Source organism: Cetobacterium sp., assembly GCF_048470075.1.
Lineage (GTDB): Bacteria > Fusobacteriota > Fusobacteriia > Fusobacteriales > Fusobacteriaceae > Cetobacterium_A.
Map to the genome: position 1 here is coordinate 1 of NZ_DBGBQB010000117.1, position 1,751 is coordinate 1,751.

A 1,751-nucleotide genomic window follows, 5' to 3' on the forward strand; every position below is an offset into this window, starting at 1 on the left:
ATATAGAGTAGTTAAACCAATACCCATTTTTTCAGATACCTTTCTTTTTCCCTCTGTATCATCACCAAATATCTCTAAAGCTTTCTTTATATATTTTTTTTCAACTTCACAAAAATCCTCTAAATCCATATTATTTTCAAAACGCTCTCTCTCTTGAGCAGAGATTTTATCCATATTTTTATTCTCCAATAATTTCTCAGGAACAGTTGAGAGACTAAGAATATCACTGTTATCTGAAAGATTGAACATAAATTCCACAACATTTTCTAACTCTCTTATATTCCCAGGCCAAGAGTATTTTAAAAAGAGCTTTTCCACCTCTATATCTATGAAATTTATATACTTTTCTGTTATTCTATTATATTTTTTTATTAAGTTTCTTGTTATAGGTAATATATCCTCTTTTCTTTCCCTCAAAGGTGCTATTTCAAAAGGTATAACTTTTAATCTATAATAAAGATCCTCTCTAAACTCTTTTTCAGCTATTTTTTTTTCTAAATCTACATTTGTTGCCGCTATAATTCTGATATCCAGATCTATATCTCTATTTGAACCAACTCTAGTTACTTTTCTCTCTTGAAGAACTCTCAATATTTTGGCCTGTAAATATAGGGGCATATCTCCAATCTCATCTAAAAATATCACTCCACCATTTGCTAACTCAAACTTTCCCATACGCCCATTTTTATCCGCTCCAGTAAAAGCTCCTCTCACATAACCAAAAAGTTCACTCTCTAAAAGAGATTCTGGAATTGCAGCACAGTTTATAACTACAAAGGGAGCATTTCTTCTGCAGCTGTGATAGTGAAGTGCTCTTGCCACAAGTTCTTTTCCTGTACCGCTTTCCCCTGTTATTAAAACTGTCGATTTAGATGGTGCCACATGCTTTATTCTCTCTCTTAAAAGATTTACAAATTGTGATTCCCCTATTATATTTTTTAACGATACACTATTCGATGTTTCAACCAGCCCTCTAATTCCATCATTTACTTTATTCATATCCTCAAAAATAAAGATTTTCTCATTTTTTCCAAAGGCCTCAAAAGGTAATATTTTTCCTAAAACATTCAGTTCCTTGTCTTCAACAGTTAACTTATAGACCTCCTCTTCCATAAGAAAATCATCTTGTGAAATTAGATTGATCTCTTTTCCTACAACTCCACCGTCTATATCTATCTTTTTAAGGGCAAAATTATTTGCACTTGTTATTATCCCCTCACTATTAAATCTTAAAACACCTTTTTGTATGGTATTAAGTATTGTTGAAAGTACATTTTCTCTCTCTGTTTTTTCTAAATTTTCATTGTATTCAATAAATCTTATACTTATTAATTCGGCCATCTGTTCCACAAAGTCCAAATAGTTTTTTAAATTCTCTAAAACTCTCTTTTTTTGACTATTATCAAATGATACTAGACTGATCAAACCAATTATTTTGCCCTCATACATTATAGGAGTGGAAATTTCAAGAACTTCTAAGCAGCTATGCTTTTCAGAGCACCCATTACAGATTTCATCCTCTCTAGGATTTAAAATAACTGTTGTCTCCTTTGTCTCTAAAGTTTTTTTATTAGCTCTTCCCCTTATTTTTTCTCCTATTTTTTGAGGTCCACTTCCTGTTATTCTTATAAGATTTTTATCACAAATTCCAACATCCATAGAAAATAGTTTAGAAATTGTCTTAGCGTATTTTCTTAATTCATCCTTTATTACCAACAAATCGGTTTTCATTATACTCCCTTTTTTAAAAT

General features: G+C 30.9%; 1 protein-coding gene. It reads right to left on the bottom strand.

The annotated features are described in order from the left end of the window. A partial coding sequence (locus ACMOUI_RS04335; protein ID WP_418964512.1) for a sigma 54-interacting transcriptional regulator occupies window positions 1–1,731 on the bottom strand: 1,731 nt, incomplete at its 3' end. Window positions 1,732–1,751 lie beyond the last annotated feature (20 nt).